General features: G+C 64.9%; 13 protein-coding genes. 6 read left to right on the forward strand and 7 right to left on the reverse strand.

Annotated features, from left to right (window positions below):
* The first annotated feature begins 2 nt into the window (after positions 1–2).
* A complete protein-coding gene (locus FIV42_RS23025) occupies positions 3–1,283 on the forward strand; it encodes an acetyl-CoA hydrolase/transferase family protein (protein ID WP_141199965.1) in 1,281 nt (426 codons plus the stop codon).
* A gap of 408 nt (positions 1,284–1,691) precedes the next feature.
* Here the strand turns inward: FIV42_RS23025 and FIV42_RS23030 are convergent, their stop codons facing one another.
* From FIV42_RS23030 to FIV42_RS23045, 3 genes are all read right to left on the reverse strand, one after another.
* A complete protein-coding gene (locus FIV42_RS23030) occupies positions 1,692–2,162 on the reverse strand; it encodes a GxxExxY protein (RefSeq protein WP_141199966.1) in 471 nt (156 codons plus the stop codon).
* Positions 2,163–3,380: 1,218 nt separating this feature from the next.
* The gene (locus FIV42_RS23040; RefSeq protein ID WP_141199968.1) at positions 3,381–5,438 is read right to left on the reverse strand and encodes a hypothetical protein; all 2,058 of its coding nucleotides are present in this window, start codon (positions 5,436–5,438) and stop codon (positions 3,381–3,383) included.
* 41 nt (positions 5,439–5,479) lie between these two features.
* Entirely contained in the window at positions 5,480–6,145 is a 666-nt protein-coding gene (locus FIV42_RS23045) for a lysoplasmalogenase (protein WP_168210877.1), read from the reverse strand.
* A 181-nt stretch (positions 6,146–6,326) separates the two neighbouring features.
* Between FIV42_RS23045 and FIV42_RS23050 the strand changes: the two genes are divergently transcribed.
* Positions 6,327–6,938, forward strand: coding sequence for a DUF2231 domain-containing protein (locus tag FIV42_RS23050; RefSeq protein WP_141199970.1), 612 nt, complete (start codon positions 6,327–6,329; stop codon positions 6,936–6,938).
* Positions 6,939–7,021: 83 nt separating this feature from the next.
* Positions 7,022–7,729: a DUF2059 domain-containing protein gene (locus FIV42_RS23055; RefSeq protein WP_141199971.1), complete on the forward strand. Its 708-nt coding sequence runs from the start codon at positions 7,022–7,024 to the stop codon at positions 7,727–7,729.
* A 20-nt stretch (positions 7,730–7,749) separates the two neighbouring features.
* Here the strand turns inward: FIV42_RS23055 and FIV42_RS23060 are convergent, their stop codons facing one another.
* Both FIV42_RS23060 and FIV42_RS23065 read right to left on the reverse strand, forming a co-directional pair.
* Positions 7,750–9,510: a putative metal-binding motif-containing protein gene (locus FIV42_RS23060; protein ID WP_222615296.1), complete on the reverse strand. Its 1,761-nt coding sequence runs from the start codon at positions 9,508–9,510 to the stop codon at positions 7,750–7,752.
* A 7-nt stretch (positions 9,511–9,517) separates the two neighbouring features.
* Complete coding sequence (locus FIV42_RS23065) at positions 9,518–10,330, reverse strand: tetratricopeptide repeat protein (protein ID WP_141199972.1); 813 nt, start codon at positions 10,328–10,330, stop codon at positions 9,518–9,520.
* Between the two features lie 145 nt (positions 10,331–10,475).
* On the opposite strand from FIV42_RS23065, the gene FIV42_RS23070 reads away from it, so the two are divergent.
* Both FIV42_RS23070 and FIV42_RS23075 read left to right on the forward strand, forming a co-directional pair.
* The gene (locus tag FIV42_RS23070) at positions 10,476–13,259 is read left to right on the forward strand and encodes an RCC1 domain-containing protein (protein WP_141199973.1); all 2,784 of its coding nucleotides are present in this window, start codon (positions 10,476–10,478) and stop codon (positions 13,257–13,259) included.
* 12 nt (positions 13,260–13,271) lie between these two features.
* On the forward strand, positions 13,272–13,916 hold the full coding sequence (locus tag FIV42_RS23075) for an IMPACT family protein (protein WP_141199974.1): 645 nt from the start codon (positions 13,272–13,274) through the stop codon (positions 13,914–13,916).
* Here the strand turns inward: FIV42_RS23075 and FIV42_RS23080 are convergent.
* On the reverse strand, positions 13,832–15,076 hold the full coding sequence (locus tag FIV42_RS23080; RefSeq protein ID WP_141199975.1) for a histidine kinase dimerization/phospho-acceptor domain-containing protein: 1,245 nt from the start codon (positions 15,074–15,076) through the stop codon (positions 13,832–13,834). The two genes, FIV42_RS23075 and FIV42_RS23080, sit on opposite strands and share 85 nt — an antisense overlap.
* A 625-nt stretch (positions 15,077–15,701) precedes the next feature.
* On the opposite strand from FIV42_RS23080, the gene FIV42_RS23085 reads away from it, so the two are divergent.
* Positions 15,702–16,751, forward strand: coding sequence for an alpha/beta hydrolase (locus tag FIV42_RS23085; RefSeq protein ID WP_141199976.1), 1,050 nt, complete (start codon positions 15,702–15,704; stop codon positions 16,749–16,751).
* A 15-nt stretch (positions 16,752–16,766) separates the two neighbouring features.
* Here the strand turns inward: FIV42_RS23085 and FIV42_RS23090 are convergent, their stop codons facing one another.
* Entirely contained in the window at positions 16,767–17,948 is a 1,182-nt protein-coding gene (locus FIV42_RS23090; RefSeq protein ID WP_222615297.1) for a pyridoxal-phosphate-dependent aminotransferase family protein, read from the reverse strand.
* Positions 17,949–17,955 lie beyond the last annotated feature (7 nt).

Consider the following 17,955-nt stretch of genomic DNA (forward strand, 5'->3'; position numbering starts at 1 on the left):
CAATGAAGACCGTCACAGACCTCCATGAAGCCCTCGTCCACGTCGACTCCGGCCAGCGTGTCTTTATCCACGGCGGGGTCGCCACGCCCAAGGCGCTCGTCGAGGCGCTCGTGGCCCGCGCGCCGGAGTTGAGCGACGTCGAGATCATCCACCTGCACACCGAGGGGCCGGCGCCGTATGCCGAGCCCGAGCACGAGGGGAGCTTCCGCGTCGCCAATTTGTTCGTGGGCGGCAATATGCGCGGCCGGCTCGACTACGATCGCGTCGACTATCTGCCGTGCTTTTTGTCGGAGATCCCGGCGCTGTTCCGCTCGGGGCGCCGCAAGATCGACGTGGCGCTCATCCACGTCTCGCCGCCCGACAAACACGGCTACTGCACGCTCGGCTGCAGCGTCGACGTGGCGCATGCGGCGGTGGAGGTGGCCGATCTGATCATCGCTCAGATCAACCCGCAGATGCCGCGCGTGCATGGTGATGGCTTCGTGCACCTCGACGATATCGACTACGGCATCGAGGTCGACGTGCCCATCCCCGAGGTCGTCGTCGGCGAGGCCACCCAGGTCGAGCGTGCGATCGGACGCAACGTCGCCTCGCTCGTCGAGGATGGCGCCACGCTGCAGATGGGCATCGGCGCCATCCCCAACGCCACGCTCGCCGAGCTCAAAGGCCACAAGCGGCTGGGCGTGCACACCGAGATGCTCTCGGACGGCATCCTCGACTTGCTCGCGTGCGGCGCGCTCGACAACTCGGCCAAGACGGTCCACCCGGGCAAGACGGTGACCGGATTCTTGATGGGAAGCCGCCGATTATACGACCTGGTTGACGACAACCCGGCGGTGGTGGGGCTCGACGTCGCCTACGTCAACCGCACTCGCGTGGTCGCACGCAACCCGAAGGTCACCGCTATCAACTCGGCGGTCGAGGTCGACCTGACCGGCCAGATCTGCGCCGACTCCATCGGCTCGCACGTCATCAGCGGCGTGGGCGGTCAGATGGACTTCATGCGCGGGGCGGCGCTGTCGGAGGGCGGAAAGCCGATCATCGCCATGCCCAGCCGTACCGGCCGCGGGGTCGCCAAGATCGTGCCGAGCCTCAAGAAGGGCGCCGGCGTGGTCACCACCCGCGCCCACGTCCACTACGTGGTCACCGAGTATGGTGTGGCCGACCTGTACGGCATGACGTTGGGGGAGCGCGCGAAGGCGCTCATCGACATCGCGCACCCCGAGGACCGCGAGATGCTCGAGCGGGCGTGGTTCGAGCACCAGAAGGGCGGCGACCTGTGAGGTCGCTCGGGTGAATCAGGCTATCGGAGGTACAGAGCGTCGGAGGCTCAGAGGCTCGGAGGCTCAGAGCCCGTGATGGCGCGGAACGCTGAAACGCTAAAGATTCATCTGAAGGACGCGGAAGACGCTGTAGAAGCCTCGTCGCTGCGGCGTGTCGATGTGCGTCGGCGGGGCAGCCTTCTTCAGGGCGTACAACAAACCTGTCGGCCGCAGCGAGTCGGCGTGCGTCGGGGAGCAGCCTTCTGCAGCGCGTGCAGCGCACTTTAGATGAATCTTCAGCGCTGCAGTGTTCGGCGTACAGCCCTTTCGCGCCGTCAGCGGCTCGGAGACTCAGAGGCGCTGTGATGGCGCGGAACGCTGTAGCGTTCGGCGTCGGTCAGCGTTCAGCGCCTCCGCGCCATCAGCGGTTCAGCTACTCTCCGCGACCTCGTCTTCAGTGCCCTTATCTTCAGTGCCGTCATCGGTCCCTTCGGCTTCCTCGTCGTCCTTCTTCAGCCGGGAATTGACCCACCGACGCGTCGACAAGGTCGTCTCACCAAAGTTCAGCAACAGCCCACGGCTGGCGCCTGATGCATGGACGTTTCGACCCAGCTGGTTGTAGTGGTCTTTGGTGGTCTTCTTGACGGCCTTGAGTTCCAGCGCCACCTCGTCCTCGACCATGATATCGACAAAACCCGTGCCGATCTTGCGCCCGCGCAGGGTGATCTCGACCTCGTACTCACGCTCGTACTCCAGGCCCTCGTCTTCGAGAACAACGCAAAGACCTTCGCGATAGAGATGCTCCGGCTGGTGTGGCCCGAGTTCTTTGTGAACATCGATCGCGCAGCCGATGATCTTACCGGTGAGTTGGTCGTCTTTTACCTCTTGTTGAAAAGCCATCTAGATGCTCCGTGTTTGGTTGATTGCTTAGTGTCATGAGGGAATATTGCCCTCATTACTGTTTTCGGCAGGATGGGCGGGATCGTTGCGTACTTTTTTGAGAATCCGTGCGTGACGTGTCGCTGGAGGGGGCGGCGCTGTTGTGGATGATGTCGTTTGAGGTGCTCGGAAGTACAGATGCTCGGAGGCTCAGAGGCTCAGTGGCTCGGAGGCTCTGAGCCCGTGATGGCGCGGAACGCTGAAACGCTAAAGATTCATCTGAAGGACGCAGAAGACGCTGTAGAAGCCTCGTCGCTGCGGCGTGTCGAGGTGCGTCGGCAGGGCAGCCTTCTGCAGGGCGTGCAACAAATCTGTCGGCCGCAGTGAGTCGAAGTGCGTCGGGGAGCAGCCTTCTGCAGCGTGTGCAGTGCACTTCAGATGAATCTTCAGCGCCGCAGCGTTCGGCGTGGGTCAGCGTACAGCTCTTTCGCGCCGTCAGCGGCTCGGAGGCTCAGAGGCTCGGAGGTACAGAGGCTCGGAGACTCAGAGGCTCGGAGCTCGTGATGGCGCGGAACGCTGAAACGCTAAAGATTCATCTGAAGGACGCAGAAGACGCTGTAGAATCCTCGTCGCTGCGGCGTGTCGAGGTGCGTCGGCGGGGCAGCCTTCTGCAGGGCGTGCAACAAGTCTGTTGGCCGCAGTGAGTCGACGTGCGTCGGGGAGCAGCCTTCTGCAGCGTGTGCAGCGCACTTCAGATGAATCTTCAGCGCCGCAGCGTTCGGCGTGGGGCAGCGTACAGCTCTTTCGCGCCCTCAGTGGCTCGGAGGCTCAGAGGCTCGGAGGCTCGGAGGCTCGGAGGTACAGAGGCTCGGAGACTCAGAGGCTCAGAGCTCGTGATGGCGCGGAACACTGAAACGCTAAAGATTCATCTGAAGGACGCAGAAGACGCTGTAGAAGCCTCGTCGCTGCGGCGTGTCGAGGTGCGTTGGCGGGGCAGCCTTCTGCAGGGCGTGCAACAAACCTGTCGGCCGCAGTGAGTCGACGTGCGTCGGGGAGCAGCCTTCTGCAGCGTGTGCAGCGCACTTCAGATGAATCTTCAGCGCCGCAGCGTTCGGCGTGGGTCAGCGTACAGCTCTTTCACGCCCTCAGTGGCTCGGAGACTCAGAGGCTCAGAGCCTGTCACGGCGCGGAACGCCGAATCTTCAGCGCCGAAGCGCCGCAGCGTCCAGCGCCTCCGGGTCACTCGGAACGATGCGGGGAGTTGCGGACCATGCGTCGCATGGCTTCGTGGACGGAGGGCTCGATGCGGTCGGCGCCGCGGGCCAGCGCCATCGTGTCGAGCTGGGAGGCGTCGGTGAGGGTGCCGGTGACGAGGCCGTCGAGGAATTGCTTGAGGAGTCGGTCGCGGCCGAGTTCGTCGAGTTGTTCCTCCAATGCGTTATCGGTCACGCCGATGAACTCGGATGGGTCGAGGGGGTTGGCCAGGGGCGCGTGGCGCACGAAGCCGGAGGCGTCGAAGTTGTGTTCGAGTTCGCCGTCTTCGTCGAAGCTCACCAGTTCGTCGCCGGCCCGGCAGTAGCGGAGGCGCCACGTCGAGTCGGGGCGCACGCCGAGGCCGTCTTGGCCCGGGCGCACCGAGGATTGGAAGCTGTAGATGCACCAGCCGGAGCGCTCGTCGCCGACGACGTAGATGGCCACGTCGACGCCGCCCTTGAGCTTGGCGACGGTCTCTTTGGCTTGCGATACGCGGTGATTGGGGGCGTCGACGATCTGGCGGACCTCCTCGTCGATGGCCGCGTCCAGCGCGTGGCTCGAGTGGGAGTCCAAGACCTCGCCGAACAGCGGGCGCAGGGGCTCGAGGTCCGGCGGGATGGCTGCGTGCTGGGCGTTGGCGAGCGCCTGGGCTGCGACGTCGATCTTGTCGCCGAGGGAGATATCGTCGAAGGGCTTGTCGGGCGTGTCGACCGTGGCCACGCCGAGTTCGGCGGCGGCTTCGCGGCCCCAGCTCGACGACTCGAGCGACTCGGGTAGAGCGGGGCGCTTGCGTTCGTCGGTCGGCGCGGCGTCTTCGGAGCACAGCTCGTCGAGCGCTTCGGGGGCGCCCTGGCGCAGGAGCCGATGGGCGCGCTGCTCGTGTTGCTCGCGAGCGTAGGGGCTGGGCGCCGAGCGCGGCGGGCAGGTGAGCTCGACGACGTTCGTCGGCGGGCGCTTCGGGCCGTCGAACCGGTAGAGCGAGGCGCCGAAGACGCAGTAGACGGGCTCACCGGAGGTCGAGATGACCGGGTAGGGGAGGCTCCCGGCCATGGCGAATGGTTCGTCGGGGTCGACCTGCGTCTTGCGCTGCAGCAGGCAGTAGCCGTCGCCGCGGCGGCCGACGACGTACGCCGTCTGCAAGATGCCCCTTTCGGCGAGTTGGACCGCCTCGTCGAGGGGCGTGCGTTTGTGCTGCGCGGCCTCGACGAGCACGTGGCGAACCAGCCCGGCAAACTCCCGGCCGGTACCGACCGCGTCGACCTCGCCGATGACCTCGTCGAGCACCTCGCGGTGGGCGTCCGAGAACGGGGGCGCCAGCTGGGAGAGCCACTGCGTGCCCAGGTCGCGGTGTTGGTGCTTCGGAAAGGCGCTCGTCTTTCGACGGGTCGAATCGATCGCGGAGTGCATCGCCTGCTGAGCGCGAGCGACGCGACGCTCGGCGAGGTCGCCCGGCGAGCGATACTCGACGGTGAAGGAGCCGATGGCGATGAGCGGGATCAAAAGGGTCGCCGCGCGCACCCACCTGGTCTTCGGGTGCTTCGGCTTGATCAGGGTCGCAACTCCGACCCCGGTCATGAGGATGCCGAGGACGGCCGGAAAGACGAGGGCCTTTTTGACCACGCCCAGCGCATCGCCGACCAGCGAGTTGATGAAACCGAGAGCGTAGACCGTCACGAAGATGCTGATCCAGCCGGCGACCGTCACAAGCCATGGATGCGCGGTGCGTTGCTGCTCGCGTTTGTACCCCTTTACCAGCCAGAAGAGCGTGGTGAAGATGACAGGCAAAAAGAGGATGAGCGAGTGATCGCCCACCGCCACGGGCGCGTAGTGGCAGTCCCGGTAGGTGTCTCCGATGCAAACGGGCCCGTAGGTGCCCCGAATCCAGTCATCGACGAGGAGTACGGCGGCGATCGAGCTGCAGAAGACAAATCCCCAGTGGAAGGCCGGGTGCTTGTCGTAGCGGAAGAGGCGGTCGTCGCACGGCTCGTCGGGCCCGCTCGGTTCTTCTCGCTCGTCGCGCTCGTGTTCGTCGTCGAAGATCATCGTGGCTGCTCGGGTCACTGCTCGCGTCAAATGAGGCGGCGCTACTGGTCGGCGTTCGCGCTCAGCGCGGAGCCGGCGATGAGGAGTTGGCCCACCCAGTAGGTCAGGATGATCGGGATGCGCACCCCGTCGATGGGGGCGTGAAAGCGGTCGAGGGCGATGAGCGAGTCGCTCAGGCCGAAGGTGATCGCGCCGAGCATCGCCGCCCAGTCCCAGCCGGTCGGCTTCTGCTCGCCTGCGACCATCGCCGTCGCTCGCCACATCATCATCATGATGACCGAGCCGTAGGCGAGCGTCGGGATGCGCATCGGGCCGAGGTGGGGCCACAAAAAGCTGACCAACCAGCCGACCCAGATCGCAAAGGGCACAAACTCCAGGGGGCGCAGCGTGCGCGAGCGCCCGACGAAGGCGACGATATAGGCGACGTGGCCGAGCAGGAAGGCGACGAGTCCGGCGAGGAAAGTCGCGTCGCTGATTTCCAAGAAGATGTCACCGAAGATGCACAGCCCGAGCCCGGCGAGGATCGTGTTGGCGTAGCGTCCGCGCCCGTAGGCGGCCACCACGACCATCATCGACAGCACCGGGAAGGGCTTGCTGAGCACGCGTACCCAGTACAGGTCGAGGATGACGCCGAAGATGAAGAGCGCCGTGGCCACAAAGCCCACGGCGGCGGCGAGGGGGACGAATCTGGCGAGTTTGGACTGCATGACGCGCTCGCGTGTCGGGTGGATGCGATGTCGGTGATCATCGCGCCGATTGGCTCGATGTGCAAGGCGTGGTGCGTCTCGGACGCCAGACCGGAGCGTTGCGGTCGCTCGCCGGCCGATCCTGTCTAAGATCAAGGACGAGGATTCGATCGGCTCGCCATCATCAACGCTCGAGGGACCCATGGCATATCGACTGCACGAAGTTCATCCGTCGCTGGTTCACTATCCGCTGACGCTCCTGCCGATATCGGTGGGGGCCGACCTCGTGGGGACGCTCACCGGCAGCGACAAGCTCAAGGAGATTGGGCGCCTTTCGATGGCCGCGGGGGCGGTCTCGGCGCTGTTTGCCGGTCTGGCGGGCTTGGTTGCCCAAGAGGAGGTCGACCTCGACAACGAGGAGGCCCACGGCATGCTCACCTCGCACCGTAACCTCAACCTCGGGCTGATGGCGGGCTCGGCGCTGATGGCCTGGCAGCGAAGCAGGTCAGAGCCGGGGCCGGGCTACCTGGCGGCCGGGGTGGGCAGCATCGCCGGGTTGATGTGGAGCGCGTATCTGGGCGGCAAGCTCGTCTACAAGCACGGCGCCGGGGTCGAGCGGGCCGGCGGAGTGCTCGAAGGGGAGTCGCCCGAGTTTCGCCGCGGGCAGACCGCCGACTTGTTTCGTAAGACCGGCCGCCACCTGAAGGTCGGCTCGTCGCATACCGTCGAGCACCTCAAAGAGGGCGAGATTGCGCCGGTGATGCGTGAGCGTCGCGGCGGTTCGAAGACGAACGGGCAGCGGCCGTCGCCCTGAAGGGTGTGCGCTTGGAGTTGAAGGGGCGGCGCGGCTTGTGCCAGATTGGGGGCCGGTTTTCGACTCCCGAATGGAGGTAGCAGATGCGGCTCGTTTTTCGATTGGCGGTGATGGTGTTTCTGGCGGGCTTGGCGGCTCCTGCGTTCGCACAGGACGCCGGCGAGGCGAAGCTCGGCGCGGACGAGCTCGCCAAGAAGGTCGTCGAGGCGACCGGTGACCCGACCGAGCTCGACAAGCTCGCCTTTACCTTCGTGGTCGAAAAGGAGGGCAAAGCGGTCGTCAGCCGCCGGCATATCTGGAAGCCGAAGGCGGGCGAGCTCGAGGTCAAAGCGGGCGAGCAGACGATCGAGCTGACCCAGCTTCACGACCACGACCTGAGCAAGCTCGCCGACGACCCGAAGGCGAACGCGGAGACGTGGAAGAAGATCGCGCCGAAGAGCACCCCCGAAGAGGCGGCCAAGGCGTGGGCCTGGTTCGTCAACGACAGCTACTGGCTGCTGGTGCCCTCGAAGCTGTTCGACCCGGGTGTCAACCGCAAGCTCGACGAGCAGGGCCGGCTGGTACTGACCTTCGGCGACGTCGGGCTCACCCCGGGCGACCGCTACATGATGACCGTCGACCGCGACAATTGGCAGGTGAAGCGCTGGGATTTCGTGCTCGAGAGTGGCCGAAAAGGCGGGTTCGCGTGGACCGACTACAAGAAAGTCGGCCCGCTCGAGTTGTCGACGAAGCGCGTGGCCGACGGCGGCAACTTCGTCATCCGCTTCGAGGACGTCGAGGCCGGCGAGTGAACCGTTTGCCTCGACAGGCCTTAGGGTGCGTCAATGCCGACGACGAAGCTTCCGACCGTGTTGTCGGTGGTCTCGTCGGCGAAGGGGAGGGCGCCGGTAAAGCCAGCGGCTGCGACCACACGGCCGTCGGGCAACCAAACCAGACTCTCGGGGTACATGTAGAAGGAGGCGGTCAGATTATATACCCAACTCGCGCCCGTTTGCCCCGGGTTGATGAGGAGTGCGTTGCCGCGGCTTTCTTGGAGATGTGCCGTCGCGCTTGCGAAGGTTAGGGTCTCGTCACCGGGGCCGGTTACGTCCGCCAGAATGAGTTCGGCGCCCGAATCGCGCAACACGTATTCCTTACATGCCTCGTCGAGGGGGTTCTTGAAGTGGCGCAGCGAGGGCGGCAGTAGCGTCGCGCCGTCGACGTCGATCTGGGCCAACACCACATCCGAAATGCCTTCGGGCGCATAAGTGATCCCGTCGAGGGTCGTAGCCGCCACCAGCGTGCCGCAGAGGCGCAGATCGCCGGCTTGATCGACGGCGATTCTCTCCAAGAGGACCCCCTCGACGTTTTGTTCCGCATGGCCGGGGCCCCGCGCCGCGCCGGTCGTGTGAAAGTCGAAGACGAGCGATTCGTCGAAGCCGAGGTTGGCCACGGCGAACCCCTTCGTACCTGCGAGAGACAAATGCACCCCGTTGAGCATTTTCTGAGCGTCGATTCGACGGAGCCAAGCGGAGCCATCTTCAATGGTACCGTCTGCGGCGAGGCCGAACTCGAGCAGGACGAGTCCGTCGTCGTTGATCTCCAACGTCTCGCCGGCGGCATAGCCTCCAAACTGTAGGTCAGGGTTGACGACGGCCCATAAATCGCCCTCCGAGTCGAACGCGAGGTCCTTGACCTCGAAGTCGGTATACGCCCACAGACGTCGGTAGGAGACGAGTTGCCCGTCGGTTTTGGACAAGACGAGCAAGACGACCTCCTGCCCCCATTGTTCGGGATCGCCGAGGGGCACTTCTGTCTCGTCGACAGTGACCGCTGCATCGACGTCGATGCCGACGACCACGTAGTCATCGTTGACGGCGATTCGGCTGACGCCTTGATTCTCGACACTTATGACCGGCTGGACCCATTGCACGCTTCCGTCATCGCCCATGCGCGCGATGACCGTGTTGCTCGCCTGGCGCTCCACGACGACGTCGCCGAGTTCGACGCGGCCGGTGAAGCTGGCTGTCATATAGAGCTCGCCGTTGGCGTCATGGGTCATATCGATGGAGTCGAGGATGCCGGGGAGCTTCGTCCACTGCACCGAGGGACACCCGGCGAAGTCGGCAGATGCGTCGACGCTCCCGTCGCAGTCGTCGTCGAAGCCGTTGCAGGTCTCTTCGGCGTCGGGGTTGATCCAGGCCGCGGCGTCGTTGCAGTCGCCGCCGTCGGGGGTGAAGCCCTGAGGGCGATCGCAGGCGAGTGTGCTGTTGTCGGTGGTCCCCCAGCCGTCTTCGTCGGCGTCGCGAAAGTAGGTGGTCGGCCGGGTGCCGTCTTCGCACTGCGGCGCGGCGTCGGCTTCGACATCTTCTTCGACGTCCCCACCCACGTCGGCGCTCGACGCGCCTACTGGTCGGCACACACGGTTATTTGTCTGCGGCGACGGCTTGCACTCGTAACCGGGAGCGCAATCGGCGGTCGTCTGGCAGACGAAGGCGGTGCTGGTGTCGTAAACCTCCGTCTGACAAGCGGACAGGCCGCTCAGAAGGAACCCCGCGCAGGCGATGAGCCATAGCTTTGTCGTCATCTTCATGGTCCCCTCAGAAGCGCGTGGTGAAGGTAAACTCGACTCGGTCCGCGCTCGCGCCCAGGGCGAGGTCGGTGTCGGAGGCCGTGTCGGGAGTGGAGGCGGCGTCGGCGGTGAACAGGTAGATGCCGACGCTGGTGATCACGGCGCCGGTGATGGCGGTCGCGACCGCGGCGGTGTCGAGGGTGTTGGCCCGGTCTTGGCGCTCGAAGGCGTCGGCTTGAGAGACTCCCTCGACCTGATTGAAGCCGTTTCGGTCGGCGGCTTCGAGGTCGCTGCGAATGCTGCGTGCCCAGAGGTGCAGGCCGCCGGCGGCCAATAGCGCCGCGCCGCCGGTGGCCGTCGCCGTCCACGCCCAGGGCTTGAGGTTTGCCGGCTGGCGTTGGACGATGATGCGCACCGCGCCCGATTTGGCGGGTTTTTCGACGGTGGTCGTCGAATCTCGGCCCGATTGGCACGCCTCGTCGAGTTTGACGAGGTAGTCGTCCTTCTTGCTCGCGATGAATTGTGGGTCGGGTTTGGCGATGGCCGCGACCTCTTCGACGCGGCTGAACGCCGCTCGTGCTTGCTCGCAGCGCCCCATCAACTGGTAGGCGCGCCCCAGGTTCAGGTAGGTGATGTTGAGCGCGCCTTCCTGAAGGGAGTCTTCGAGGAGGTTGATCGCCAGAGAGTATTTCCCCTGCTCGATCGCCTCGACCGCGCGCGTGTTCAACTCGAATTGTCGATCAGAAGGCTCGGCGATGGGTTGGTCGGCGAAGGCCGGTGCGGACCATAACAGCGTCGAGACGATGGCGAGTAAATAGCTCACCCGGTACAGATGCTTCATTAAATTTCCGTTTGATACACGTTGAAGCGCCGGAATTGTGCCGTGCAGGTTAGAATAACCAGTTCGCCGCTGCAACGAGGCATCGAGGTGGCCGGATGGTGGTAGGTCGTCTGCGGTGTTGTGAGAGCCGCGGGCCTCTGGCATCATGGCCAAGCGTTCATTCCTGAAAGCGATTCAGTCGATGGCCAATGTGAGCGGAAAATGCCCGTCTTGCGATGCGCAGGGCGAAGTAGGTGCGCCTTGTAAGGGCAAGGCGTGTCAGAAACGCGGCTACCACTTTATCCCGGAATCGTTCTGGGAGCGCGCCCATGCCGGGAAGGACGGAACCCCCGACCCGCTCATCGGCTTGTTGATTGGCGACTTCCTGGTCGTCGACCTGCTGGGAGCCGGCGGTTTCGGCAAGGTGTGTCTGGCGCTGCAGAGCCCGCTGTTCCGGCTGCGCGGCGCGCTCAAGCTCATCGAGTTTCCCAACGACAACGAGGAGTTCCAGAAGGCGCTGCTCGAAAAGTTCCAGGGCGAAGCCGAGGTGCTGGCCGAGCTGAGCCACCCCAACATCGTGCGCCTGATCAAATACGGCACCCACCGCAAGCGGCCGTATCTGGTGATGGAGTTTCTCGAGAAGGGGATCACGTTGCGCGACGAGATCTTTCGTCGAGCGCGCGCCAAGAAGGCGTTTACCCAGGAGGAGTTGCGCCACATCTTCGAGCAGCTGCTCAACGGATTGGAGGCCGCCCACGCCCAAAAGATCATCCATCGGGACCTGAAGCCCGAGAATATCATGCTCCAACGCGTGGTCGGCAATCCGTACCACGTGCGCATCCTCGACTTCGGCATCGCCAAATTCGTCGAGGGGCAGGGGACGACCAAGTGGCCGCTGGGCTCGCCGAGCTACATGGCGCCCGAGCAGGTCGGCTTGCAGAATCTGGGGACCTGGACCGACCTGTACGCGGTGGGCGTGATGTTCTTCGAGCTGGTGACCGGTCGGCGCCCGTTTCCGGGCAGCTCGGACGAGGCCATCATGGCCAAAAAGCTCAAGGACGATTTCGACCCCTTCGAGCAGGTGGCCGACCTCGAGATTCCCGAGCCGACCGTGGCCTTCATGCGCCGGGCGATCGCCAAGAATCCCGAAGACAGGCACCAGATCGTCGCGGAGTTCCGCGAGGACATGGAAGTGGCGCTCGGCGAGCTTGCCGGCCAGGGCGGCGCGATCGGGCCGGGCGGCCGCGAGCTGACGTTTTTGCTCCAGTCGAAGGATATCGTAGAGCTGGGCGATACCTCCGCGCCCACACGCCTCGGCGAGTCGAAGCCGCCGGCGATGCCGGGCGAGGATGAAGAGAGCGAGGGCGGCAAGAAGGCTTCGTCGGGTCTGGGCAAGATTGCCGGGGTCGGCGTAGTCGCCGCGCTCCTCGCCGCCGGCGCGCTCGGGATCGGGAGTTGGCAAGGGCTGCTGGGGGCCGACGAGGGCGAGCCGTCGACGCCGCGAGACGAAGCCGTCGTCAGCGCCGCGGACGCCGGCGCGGACGCCGACCTGCATGGGGTCGCCGAAGAAGGAAAGGTCGCCGAACATGCGGTCACTGAACAAGGTGTCGCTGCGGAGCTGTCCGACGCGTCGACCGCTGCGTTGGACGCCGAGGCAGAACCGGAGGACGCGGGAGAAGCGCAGACGGACGCGTCCGACGCCGGCGACGTCGATGCGAATCCCGACGTGGGCCCGGCGCTGCCCGCTCACGCCATCGTCGGGTTGTCGGCGGGCAAATACCACACCTGCGCGCTGCGCGCCGACGGCAAGATTCGCTGCTGGGGTGCCAACCTCGAGGGCGAGTTGGGCTTGGGTCATACCCGAAAGCTCGGCGATAACGAGGCGGTCAACTTTGTGGACCCGCTCGACCTCGGCACGCCTGCCCGCCAAATCGCGGTGGCCGGCGACCGGGACTCGTCGTTTAGCTGTGCGCTGCTCGAAGGAGGCAAAGTGCGCTGCTGGGGCGCGAATGCTCACGGCCAACTCGGCTATGGACACACGAACGCCATCGGAGACGACGAGGGCTTGGAGGGGTTGCAGGACGTCGCGCTAGGGGCCAACGCCACGCAGCTCGCCGCCGGCGCCTCGAAGTTCGGCTCGCATGTATGCGCGCTGCTCGAAGATGGGACGCTGCGTTGCTGGGGCAGCGCTAAATTCGGCAAGCTCGGCTACGGGCACACTAACGTTATCGGCGACAACGAGCTGCCCACGGCGACCGGCAAGGTGGCTACCGGCAGCAAAGTCGCCGCCGTCGCCGCCGGAAAATACAATACCTGCGCCATCCTCGAAGACCGCTCGATGCGCTGCTGGGGATGGAATAGCGAGGGCCAGTTGGGGCTTGGGCACACCGAAAATGTCGGTGACAACGAAATCCCCGCCAGCGTCGCTCCCGTCGATGTGGGCGGCGACGTCGAGCAGGTCGCGGTGGGCCGGCGCCACATCTGCGCGGTCATCGAGGGCGGTGACGTACGCTGCTGGGGCTGGAATAACCACGGCCAACTCGGCCTCGGCCACACCGACAATATTGGCGACGACGAAACGCCCGCGTCGGTCGACCCCGTCGAGCTCGCCAGCGACGCTCAGCAGGTGGTGGCCGGCGAGTTGCACAGCTGCGCCTTGCTCGACGACGGAGGCGTGCAGTGCTGGGGTGACAACAAGTTCGGCCAGCTCGGCTACGGCCACGAAAACCCCGTCGGCGACACAGCCACGCCTTCGACCGTCGGCAAAGTCTACCTCGGCGCCAAAGCTACCGCGCTCGCCGCCGGCGCCTACCACACCTGCGCGCTGCTCGAAGATGGCAACGTGCGCTGCTGGGGCTACAATGAACACGGCCAGCTCGGCTACGGGCACTCGAACGACATCGGAGACAACGAGCCGCCGGGGAGCGTCGCAAATGTGGCGGTGGAGTGAGCGGGTGGAGGTATGAGCAACGATACCAACCAAAACGAAAACCCGGAGCCGTATAAGGTCGTCGCCGGGTTCGGCGAAGCCGAGTACGTGGTCGAGCGCAGTCGGTTCATCGGGCGTGCGTTGCCGGTCGAGTCGGAAGACGAGGCGCTCGCCTACGTCGATGAGGTCAAAGAGGAACACTACGACGCGCGTCATGTCTGCTACGGGTTTCGCATCGGACGGGGCTCGCAGACGATCGATCGGTGCAACGACGACGGCGAGCCGGCGCGTACCGCCGGGCTTCCAATCTGGCAGATTCTGGAGGGGCGCGAGATTACCGACACGTTGGTGGTGGTGATCCGCTATTTCGGAGGCATCAAGCTTGGGATGGGAGGGCTTGCGCGGGCCTACCGCGAGGCGGCCAGGCAAGCGCTCGACGAGGCCGGGGTCGAGCAGCGGTTTCCGTCGGTCGATGTCTCATTGAGCGTGCCGTACGCGATGCACGGCAAAGTCGAGCATCTGCTCGATCAGTTCGAGGGGGTTCGCGAGCGTGACACCGACTTTACGGCCGATGTCACGCTGCATTTGTCGATCTATCGACGGGACCTGGGCAAGGTGACGAAGCGGTTGGCCGCGCTTCTCCAGTGCGAGCCCGGCGAGGTCTTCGACCAGTCCTGACTGGGCATGCTTGCGGGGTTGGGGCGGCGCTTCTGTTGCCCCTGCTCGCCTTTCGAGGCCGTGTTCGGGCTTTGTCTCGGCAGTACGGCGGTGACGCGAAACTCTTCGCCGGACTTTGCTTCCGACCAACTTCCCCCCATCTCCCGTGTCAATTCGGCGGCGAGGCCCAGAGGCGTCGAGCCGTCGAGGGTGTTGCGCCGCAGAATACCGAGCAAGTCGAGGCGCAGGCTGCCCCGGGGCTTGCGGGGGGCGACGATTTCGAGGCACGCCCCCACCGAGCGCGAGCTGACGCGCACGCTGCAGTGGTTGTCACCCTCGGAGTCGAGCATGTAGGCGGCCAGCATGATGTAGACGAGCTGATACAGCCGCGGCCGGTCGGTGCGAAGGTACGCCGGGCGAAGTTGCAATTCGACGTGGGCGTTGAGAAAGCTGCCGAGCTGGTCGTGCACCCGCTCGACGGCGTCGGCCAAGTTGACTCGCTCGCTGTGGCCGCTCGACTCGGCGGCCAGCATCTCGAGCTCACTCACGATGCTGTGGATGCGGTTGAGGTTGCGCCCCAAGCGATCGACCATCAGCGCCATCTTGTCGTCGTCGTGAGGCACCATCGCGCTAAGCTGGCGCAGATAGCCCACGCAGGTGGTCAGCGGGTTGTTGAGCTCGTGGCCGACCGCGCCGGCGAGATCGGTCAGCGCATGCTCGTCGGCGACCATTGCCATGTCGTCGTCGATGGGCGCCAACACACGGTCCATCTCGAGCACACGCTCCATGTCGATGATTTGAGTGCGCTCGAGCGCTTGTTCGTCGCGCACGGTCGTGCGCAGCGACTCCGGCTCGTCGTCGAGCTGCCAGATGAGCATCTCGGGATTGGTGTCGTCCGCCGGCGCGCGCCCGTTCGATGAGCAGAGCCCGGCCGGCACACTCTCCTCTTCGTCTCGCCGTTCGCGTTTGGCCCACCCCATCCGAATCGTCGACGGGCGGTCGTCCCACTCGTCGGAGTCAGACACCTTTTCGTCGCGAATCCACTCGTCGGTCGGGGGTGTGTCCTCTTCGACACACGGCTGCCGCTCGCTCTCCGGAATCTCCAGCGTCGGACATTCCTCGAGCGTCATTCGGTCGGTGGTGTTCCTGCGGAGCGAATCGTTGTTTCGCTCGTCTGTCATCGCATGCCCCCTGTCGGCGTCGGACAGAGTTGAAGTTGGTCACCACCCCTGCCTGCGAAGGTGGACTTGCAGCACACAAGTCCGCCTCCACGACGACATACGACGGGTGTAACACGCCTCGAATTTCCCCAACTCGAGCGCCGCTGGCCTCCCTGCTGGTCGCTCGAGCTACTTCTAGTGTTTCCTCTGGTTGGCCAAAGTAAACGCATCGAGGGCGACCGCCAAATGATAATCCACACCGGATTGACCGGGATTTGTCACCACCGCGTCACCCAGAATACAGTTGTGGAGGCTCGAAGGCGCCGATGCATCGCGTCGTACGTCGCTTTGGCAGAGAGTTTGTCCTACATGTGAATACATGGCGCGGTGCGCAAATTTTTCTGGGCTCTGTTTGGCGTGTTTGCCAAACCGCCCTGACAGGCCGTACGAGCCCTAAGGTGGGCGATCTCTGCGGTCTGCCGCGCCAACCCCTCACGTGCTCGAGTGAGCGCAATGTTCACGGGGAAAGGTGGGTTCGGGGTTAGATTTGAATTCGGTTACGAGTTAGATTGTAGAATCTGCACGGGCCGGAGAGACTGCCTCGGCCGGAGCCCGAAGAACGTCGAATAACCTGGAGGAACGCCTCGTGACCACCCCCATAAAAGTGCTGGAGCGCTATACCGTGCGGAGCGCGGTGCGCATGCCGCGCATGCTCGGTGAACGCCTGTTCGGAGCGCCGCCGACCAATGATCTGGGCGTGCCACTCGACTATCAGACCCACATGATGCTCAGCTTGGCTGATTATGTTGGCCAACCACAACTGCACGAGTTGGGTACCGAGGGGGCGCGCGCCGAGTACGAGCGAACCAACCTGATGTGCAACCTGCCGGTGTGCAAGCTGCGCGAGATCGAGGATCGCCGAATCGACGGGCCGCACGGGCAGATCCCGGTACGCATCTATCGACCCTCACACGCGCCAGGCCTGCCAGCTTGCGTTTACTACCACGGCGGCGGCTTCGTCATCGGCGGACTCGACGGCTACGACGGGCTATGCAGCGCGCTGGCCGAGCGTGGCCGGTGCGTGGTCATCAGCGTCGACTACCGCCTGGCACCAGAGCACCCCTTTCCCGCGCCGATCGACGACAGCCTGGCTGCCTATCGCTGGGTGCGCGACCACGCCGACGACCTGGGTATCGATGCTGAGCGCATCGCCGTCGCCGGTGATTCGGCGGGCGGCAATTTGGCCACAGTGGTCTGCCAGCAGCTCGTCGAGGCCGGCGAGGAGCCGCCGGCGTATCAGTTGCTCATCTACCCGACGACCGATCAGATCGGCGAATACGCTTCACATCGCCATTTCGGCGAAGGCTTCCTGTTGACCGGAGCGATGATGGATTGGTTTACCCGGACCTATCTTTCCGGCTACAGCGATTTGGACGACCCGCGTGTCTCGCCGCTTCGCTTCGACCGCCTCGATAAGCTGCCCCCGACGAGGGTGATCACCGCCGGGTTCGACCCCCTCAGGGACGAGGGCATTGCCTATGCCGAGCGCCTCGCTGACGCGGGCGTGACGACCGTCCACCGCAGCTTCGATCGCCTTATCCACAGTTTTATCACCATGGGCGGTCTGCTCGACTCGGCGGGCCACGCCGTGGCCGATATTGCGCATGGGCTCCGCGATGCCCTGCATCGCGCGTAGTGGTAAGGACGTTGGCTACAAGTGTTTGGCAGCGGCCTCGACGGCCGCTTCGACGTCGGCGTCGTGGCCGTGATCGGCCAGCGCCTCGGCGACTGCGCGCACGGTTTTGAGTAGCTCCTCGGGCAGGGTGATCACGTGACCCATGTGGCCGACGCGGAAATAGTCCTGCTTTCGACCCGGGTAGAGCCCACCGGCGACAATCACGCCGCGCTTTTTGATGTCGGCCAACATACTCGCGTCGACGCCCTCCGGATACATGATCGCGCTGAGGGTATTGGCGGCGAGGTCGTCGGTGGCCGGGAAGAGCTCCAAGCCCAGCGTCGTCCAGGCGGCGCGCATGGCGTCGGCGGCGACCTGGTGGGCGTTGATGCGCGCGGAGATGCCGCGCTCGCCGCGATATTCGTAGGCGAGGATCTCTGCCAGGCTGGCCTCGAGGGCATTGACCAGATTGGTCGCCGGCGTCGAGAAGTAGCTGCCGCGGCGCTCTTCGTAGGCGTTCATGATGGGGAGCCACTCTCGCCAGTCCAACGACATCGGTGGGGGCTCGGAGAGTGCCGCGCGTGCTTCCATGGCGCGAGGGCTGGCGACCATCAGCGCGAGCCCGGGAGGCACGCCGACAGCCTTTTGTGAGGCAGTCAGATAGACGTCGGCGCCCCATTCGCTCATCTGAAAAGCTTCGGCGGCGGTGGCGCAAACCCCGTCGAACACCGACAGGACATCGTACTGGCGAGCGAGCTCGCAGATCGTCTCGGCGTCGATGCGCACGCCGGTCGAGGTGTCGACGTGGGTGGCAAAGATGGCGTCGACCGGACGCGCCTCGAGTGCTTGCTTTAGGCCGTCGACGCTGGGCACCTGACCGGGCCGGGCGCCCACTTCGGTGAGCTGGACGCCGCGGCGACGAAGCATCTCGGCCATGCGATCCGAAAAGTAGCCGGTGTTGACGACCAGCGCGCGTTGGCCGGGCTCGAGCAGGTTGCACACCGCCATTTCCATGGCGATGGTCCCGCTGCCGGCGATGACGAACGGTTGGCTGTCGGGGCCGGCGCACCACACCTGGCGCATCATCTCGATGGAGCTGCCGAAGTTTTCGATAAAGTCGGCGGCGAGATGGCTCGGCGGAGGGGTTTCGAAGGCCTCGAGTACGGTCGGAGAGACCTCAATCGGGCCGGGGATCATCAACAGATTCTTGTTCGGCATCGGCTAC

Origin of the sequence: Persicimonas caeni (assembly GCF_006517175.1) — a bacterium.
Lineage (GTDB): Bacteria > Myxococcota_A > Bradymonadia > Bradymonadales > Bradymonadaceae > Persicimonas > Persicimonas caeni.

What these genes read in the sequence shown, in the direction of transcription:
- FIV42_RS23030 (WP_141199966.1), bottom strand. Translation starts at nt 2,162, where the DNA reads ATGGCTTTTCAACAAGAGGTAAAAGACGACCAACTCACCGGTAAGATC.
- FIV42_RS23060 (WP_222615296.1), bottom strand. Translation starts at nt 9,510, where the DNA reads ATGAAGATGACGACAAAGCTATGGCTCATCGCCTGCGCGGGGTTCCTT.
- FIV42_RS23045 (WP_168210877.1), bottom strand. Translation starts at nt 6,145, where the DNA reads ATGCAGTCCAAACTCGCCAGATTCGTCCCCCTCGCCGCCGCCGTGGGC.
- FIV42_RS23070 (WP_141199973.1), top strand. Translation starts at nt 10,476, where the DNA reads ATGGCCAAGCGTTCATTCCTGAAAGCGATTCAGTCGATGGCCAATGTG.
- FIV42_RS23065 (WP_141199972.1), bottom strand. Translation starts at nt 10,330, where the DNA reads ATGAAGCATCTGTACCGGGTGAGCTATTTACTCGCCATCGTCTCGACG.
- FIV42_RS23090 (WP_222615297.1), bottom strand. Translation starts at nt 17,948, where the DNA reads ATGCCGAACAAGAATCTGTTGATGATCCCCGGCCCGATTGAGGTCTCT.
- FIV42_RS23075 (WP_141199974.1), top strand. Translation starts at nt 13,272, where the DNA reads ATGAGCAACGATACCAACCAAAACGAAAACCCGGAGCCGTATAAGGTC.
- FIV42_RS23050 (WP_141199970.1), top strand. Translation starts at nt 6,327, where the DNA reads ATGGCATATCGACTGCACGAAGTTCATCCGTCGCTGGTTCACTATCCG.
- FIV42_RS23025 (WP_141199965.1), top strand. Translation starts at nt 3, where the DNA reads ATGAAGACCGTCACAGACCTCCATGAAGCCCTCGTCCACGTCGACTCC.
- FIV42_RS23055 (WP_141199971.1), top strand. Translation starts at nt 7,022, where the DNA reads ATGCGGCTCGTTTTTCGATTGGCGGTGATGGTGTTTCTGGCGGGCTTG.
- FIV42_RS23080 (WP_141199975.1), bottom strand. Translation starts at nt 15,076, where the DNA reads ATGACAGACGAGCGAAACAACGATTCGCTCCGCAGGAACACCACCGAC.
- FIV42_RS23040 (WP_141199968.1), bottom strand. Translation starts at nt 5,438, where the DNA reads ATGATCTTCGACGACGAACACGAGCGCGACGAGCGAGAAGAACCGAGC.